Below are 5,237 nucleotides of genomic sequence, written 5' to 3' on the forward strand. Positions count from 1 at the left end.
CCCGGGCCCAGCGGCGCGCCGTCGCGGAGCTGTCCCCGGCGGACACGGCACGGCTGACGGAGACCGCGCGCTCCCGCGGACTCACCCTGAACACCGTGGTGCAGGGCGCCTGGTCGCTGCTGCTGTCGGTGCTGACGGGCAGCCGGGACGTGGTCCACGGCCAGACGGTCGCCGGCCGCCCGCCCGAACTGCCGGGCAGTGAGCGGATGGTGGGCCTGACGATGAACACGGTGCCCGCACGGGTGCGGATCGATCCGGCGGAGCCGGTGGCCGGGCTGCTCGCCCGTCTCCAGGAGGAGCAGACGGCGCTGACCCGGCACGAGTACCTGGGCCTGGCCGACATCCACCGTGCCGCGGGCGTGGCGGAACTGTTCGACACCACCGTCGCCTTCGAGAACGTTCCCGTCGACAGTGCCGTCCGCGGCGCCGAGGTGCCCGGTCTCGCGGTGACACTGCTGCGGGACGTCGTGGACGACGCCTTCGAGGGCACCCACTACCCGCTGAGCCTCGCCGTGCACCCCGGCGAGGGGCTGCGGCTGGAGCTCAACCACCGCGAGGACGTGTACACCGCCGATGCGGCGTCCGGGCTGCTGCGCCGGCTGTGCGGGCTGCTGCGCGACATCGCCGCGGGGCCCGATCTCCCGGCGGGCCGGCTGCCGTTGTGCTTCCCGGCCGAGCGGGAGAAGCTGCTGCGCGACTGTTCCGGACGGACCGTGGCGCACCCGGAGGGAACGCTGCCCCGGGTGTTCGAGGAGCAGGTCCGGGCCACTCCGGACGCGGTGGCCGTCGGTGACGGCACCACCCGCCTGACCTTCGCCGCCCTCAACGCCGAGGCCAACCGGCTGGCGCGGCTGCTGGTCACCGAGGGCGCGGGTCCCGGCCTGCTGGTCGGCGTGGCGCTGCCGCGCACCGTGGACGCGGTGGTGGCGATCCTGGCGGTGCTGAAGTCGGGCGCCGGCTATCTGCCCCTCGACACCGGACACCCGGCCGAGCGGATCGCGGTGATCTGCGCGGAGGCCCGGCCGGTGCTGGTCCTGACCGACGCGGAGACCGCGCCGAAGGTGCCCGGCCGGACGCTGCGCGCCGACACGGCCGTGCTGCCCGGGGACGCCTCGGACCTGGCGGACGCCGACCGCGCGCGGCCGTTGCGGCCGGACCACCTGGCGTACGTGATCCACACCTCGGGCTCGACCGGCCTGCCCAAGGGGGTCGCGGTCGAGCACCGCAACCTGGTCAACATGTTCCACAGCCACCGGGCCAACTTCTTCGAGCCGGAGCAGCGGCGTGCCGGGGGCCGGACGCTGCGCGCGGCCCTGACCAACTCCCTGGGGTTCGACGCCTCCTGGAGCCAGCTGCTGTGGATGGTCGGCGGACACGAGCTGCTGCTGGTCGACGACGACGTCCGCAAGGACGCCGTCGCCCTGGCCGGCCTCACGGCCCGCGCGGCCGTCGACGTCGTCGACACCACGCCGTCGGTGGCCCGCCAGCTGCTCGCGGCCGGCATGTTCGAGACGTCCGGACAGGGGCACCGGGCGCGTGTCCTGGCGCTCGGCGGCGAGGAGGTCGGCGCCGACCTGTGGGAGACGCTGCACGCGGTGGCGGACCTGTCGGTCTACAACCTGTACGGGCCCGCCGAGTGCACCGTGGACGCCATGCTGTGGCACGGGGACGCGGCGGCCGGCCCGGCCATCGGCACGCCGGCCGACAACACGCGCGTGTACGTCCTGGACGGCTTCCTGCGCCCGGTCCCGGACGGGGTGGTCGGCGAGCTGTACATCGCCGGCGGCGGGGTCGCCCGCGGCTACCTGGGCCGCCCGGCGGCGACCGCGGAGCGGTTCGTCGCCGACGTGCTCGGGGAGCCGGGTGCGCGCATGTACCGCACCGGTGACCTGGGGCTGCGCCGCCCGGACGGGGTGGTGGAGTACCGCGGCCGGTCCGACTTCCAGGTGAAGATCCGCGGGCACCGTGTCGAACTCGGCGAGATCGAGGCCGCCCTCGCGGCCGACCCGTCGGTGGACCGGGCGGTGGCGGCGGTGTCCGAGGACGCGGGCGGCGTACGGCGGGTGGTGGGCTACGTGACGCCCGTGCCCGGTGCCGCGGTGCGTCCCGGCGCGCTGCGCGCGGCCGTCGCCGAGCGGCTGCCCGCGTACATGGTCCCGGCGCTGGTGATGGCCGTCGGCGCCTTCCCGCTCACGCCCAACGGCAAGGTGGACCGACGGGCCCTGCCCGAGCCGCAGTTCGAGGCGGCGAGCGCCTACCGGCCGCCGTCCACGGAGCGGGAGCGGACCCTGCACGACGTGTTCGCGGAGGTGCTGGGCCGGGAGGAGGTCGGCGTCGACGACGACTTCTTCGACCTCGGCGGCGACTCCATCTCCGCCATGCGGCTGGCCGCCCGCGCGCACCGCGCCGGGCTCGCCGTCAGCGCCCGGGACGTGTTCGTCCACAAGACCGTCGCCCGCCTCGCCGAGACGTCCGCTCCGGCCGCTCCCGAGCCGGACGTGCCGGCTGCCCCGGCCGGGCCGCCGATCACCCTCACCGGGGCCGAACTGGCCGAACTGGAGTCGCTGGGGCGGCCGTACATCGAGGTGCTGCCGCCGACACCGCTGCAGCAGGGCATGCACTTCCACGCGATGCTGGCCGCGGACGGTGTCGACGTCTACACCGCCCAGGCGCCCGTACGGCTCACCGGGACCCTGTCCCCGGCGGTGCTGCGCAAGGCCTTCGACGCGGTTCTGGCCCGGCACAGCGCGCTGCGGGTCTCCTTCCGGCTGCTCGGCTCGGGCCGCCTGGTGCAACTGGTGCACGAGGACGTCCGGGTGCCCTGGCGCGAGGCCGACCTGAGCGGCCTGGGTGAGCGGGAGCGGCGGGACCGGGTCGCCGAGCTGCTCGCCGACGAGCGGATGCGGCGCTTCGACCTGGCCGAACCGCCGCTGCTGCTGGTCACGTTGGCCCGGTTCGCCGACGACGACCACCTGCTGGTGGTGTCGCACCACCACGGGCTGCTCGACGGCTGGTCCCTGCCGCTGTTCTTCCGCGATCTGTTCGCCGCCTACGCCCGCGGCGGTGCCCACCCGGCCCCCGCGCCCGCGCAGTTCACCGACTTCGTGCGCTGGCTCGGCGGGCAGGACACCGCGGCGGCGGCCCGGGCCTGGGGCGAGGAGCTGGCCGGGTTCGACGAGCCCACGCTGGTCGCCCCGGACGCGGAGGCCGCCACGGCCGGTGTGCCGCACCTGGTGACGCACACCGTCGGCGCCGAACGGACCGCCGCGCTCACCGCCGCCGCCCGCAGCGCGGGACTGACCCTCAACACCCTGGTGCAGGGCGCCTGGGCGGTCGTACTGGGCAGGCTGCTGGGCCGCGACGACGTCGTCTTCGGTGCCACCACCGCCGCCCGCCCGGCGGACCTGCCCGGCTCCGAGGACATCGTGGGCCTGCTGATGAACACCGTCCCGGTGCGCGTCCGTCTGGACCCGGCCCGGCCGTTCGGCGCGCTGCTGGCCGGTCTTCAGGAGCGGCAGGCCGGACTGCGGCCGTACCAGCACCTCGGGCTCACCGAGGTGCAGCGGACCCACGGGACGGGTGAACTCTTCGACACGGTCGTCGACTTCGCCAGCGCGCCGTTCGACGGGGAGGCCGTCCAGCGGCAGGTGCCGGGGCTGCGCATGACGGTGGACGAGGAGCCCGTGCCGGGCGCCTCGCACTACCCGCTGAACCTGGTGGTGGTGCCGGGCGAGCGGCTGAGCCTGGAACTCAGCTACCGGGCCGACCTGTTCACCGCGGAGGAGGGGGCCGCCCTGCTCACCCGGGCCAGGGGGGTCCTGGACGGTTTCCTGGCGGACCCTGCGGAGCCGACGGGCCGGCTGGATCTGCTCACGGACGAGGAGCGGACCGCGCTGGGCGCCGCCGCGCGGGGGCCCGCGTCCCCGGAGCCGGACACCTTCCCGGCCCTGTTCGAGGAGCGGGTGCGGGAGCGGCCGGACGCCGTCGCCGCGGTCGACGGGGTGTGCTCCCTGTCGTACGGCGAGCTCAACGAGCGGGCCAACCGGCTGGCGCGCGAGCTGGCGGCGGAGGGGATCGGCCCGGAGGACGTCGTGGGCGTGGCGATGCCGAAGTCGGCGGAGTGGACGGTCGCGGTCCTGGGCGTGTTCAAGGCCGGTGCCGCCTACCTGCCGCTCGACCCCGGCTATCCGCCGGAACGGCTGCGGCACATCGTCGGCGACGCCCGGCCGGTGCTGGTGCTGACCACCCCGCGGACGGCGGAGCTGCTCGCCGGGGCGGGCGCGGCACGGACGCGCAGTCCGGGCACGGCGCCGGTGGACGGCGGCCTCTCCGGCGCGGACCTGACGGACGCGGACCGGGTGCGGCCGCTCAGGCCCGCGCACACCGCGTACGTGATCTACACCTCCGGGTCGACCGGCCGCCCGAAGGGTGTGCAGGTGCCGCACCTCGGCATCGCGGCCCTGGTCGCCCAGCAGCGCGCCGGTCTGGAGCTGCGCGCGGACGAGCGGGTGCTGCTGTTCGCCTCGTCGAGCTTCGACGCCTCGGTGTGGGAGCTGGCGACGGCCCTGCTGACGGGGGCGTGCGCGGTCACCGCGCCGGCGGACGAGCTGCTGCCCGGCCCGGCGCTGGCGGCCACGGTGGCCCGGCACGGCGTGACGGCGCTGCTGCTGCCGCCGTCCTCCCTGGCCGTGCTGCCCGAGGACGCGCTGCCGCCGGGCACGACCCTCGTGGTGGGGGCCGAGGCCTGCCCGCCCGACCTGGTGGAGCGCTGGTCGTCCGGGCGCCGGATGGTCAACGCCTACGGCCCGACGGAGGCGACCGTCATGGCGACGATGAGCCGCCCGCTGAGCGGCCGGGTCCGTCCGCCGCTCGGCGAGCCCGTCGCCGGGGCCCGCGTGTACCTGCTGGACGGCGCGCTGCAACCGGTCCCCGCGGGTGTGCCCGGTGAGCTGTACGTGGCCGGTGAGGGGCTGGCGCGCGGGTACCTGGGCCGCCCCGCGCTGACCGGGGAGCGTTTCGTCGCCGATCCCTTCGGCCCGCCCGGGGCGCGCATGTACCGCACCGGCGACCTGGCCCGCCGGGGAGCCGGGGGCAGCCTGGAGTTCCTCGGACGGATCGACCGGCAGGTCAAGGTGCGCGGGTTCCGCATCGAGCCCGGTGAGATCGAGGCCGTGCTCGCCGCGGACCCGGCGGTCGCGCAGGCCGTGGTGGTCGTACGCGAGGACCCGCCCGGCCAC

1 protein-coding gene is annotated in these 5,237 nt (G+C 76.0%); it reads left to right on the forward strand.

Annotated elements, in window-relative coordinates:
* Window positions 1-5,237: non-ribosomal peptide synthetase (locus B9S61_RS20220; protein ID WP_103543522.1), on the forward strand; the 5,237-nt coding region annotated here is incomplete at both ends.

Source organism: Streptomyces sp. SM1, assembly GCF_002910825.1.
In the GTDB taxonomy this organism is placed as follows: Bacteria; Actinomycetota; Actinomycetes; order Streptomycetales; family Streptomycetaceae; genus Streptomyces; species Streptomyces okerensis.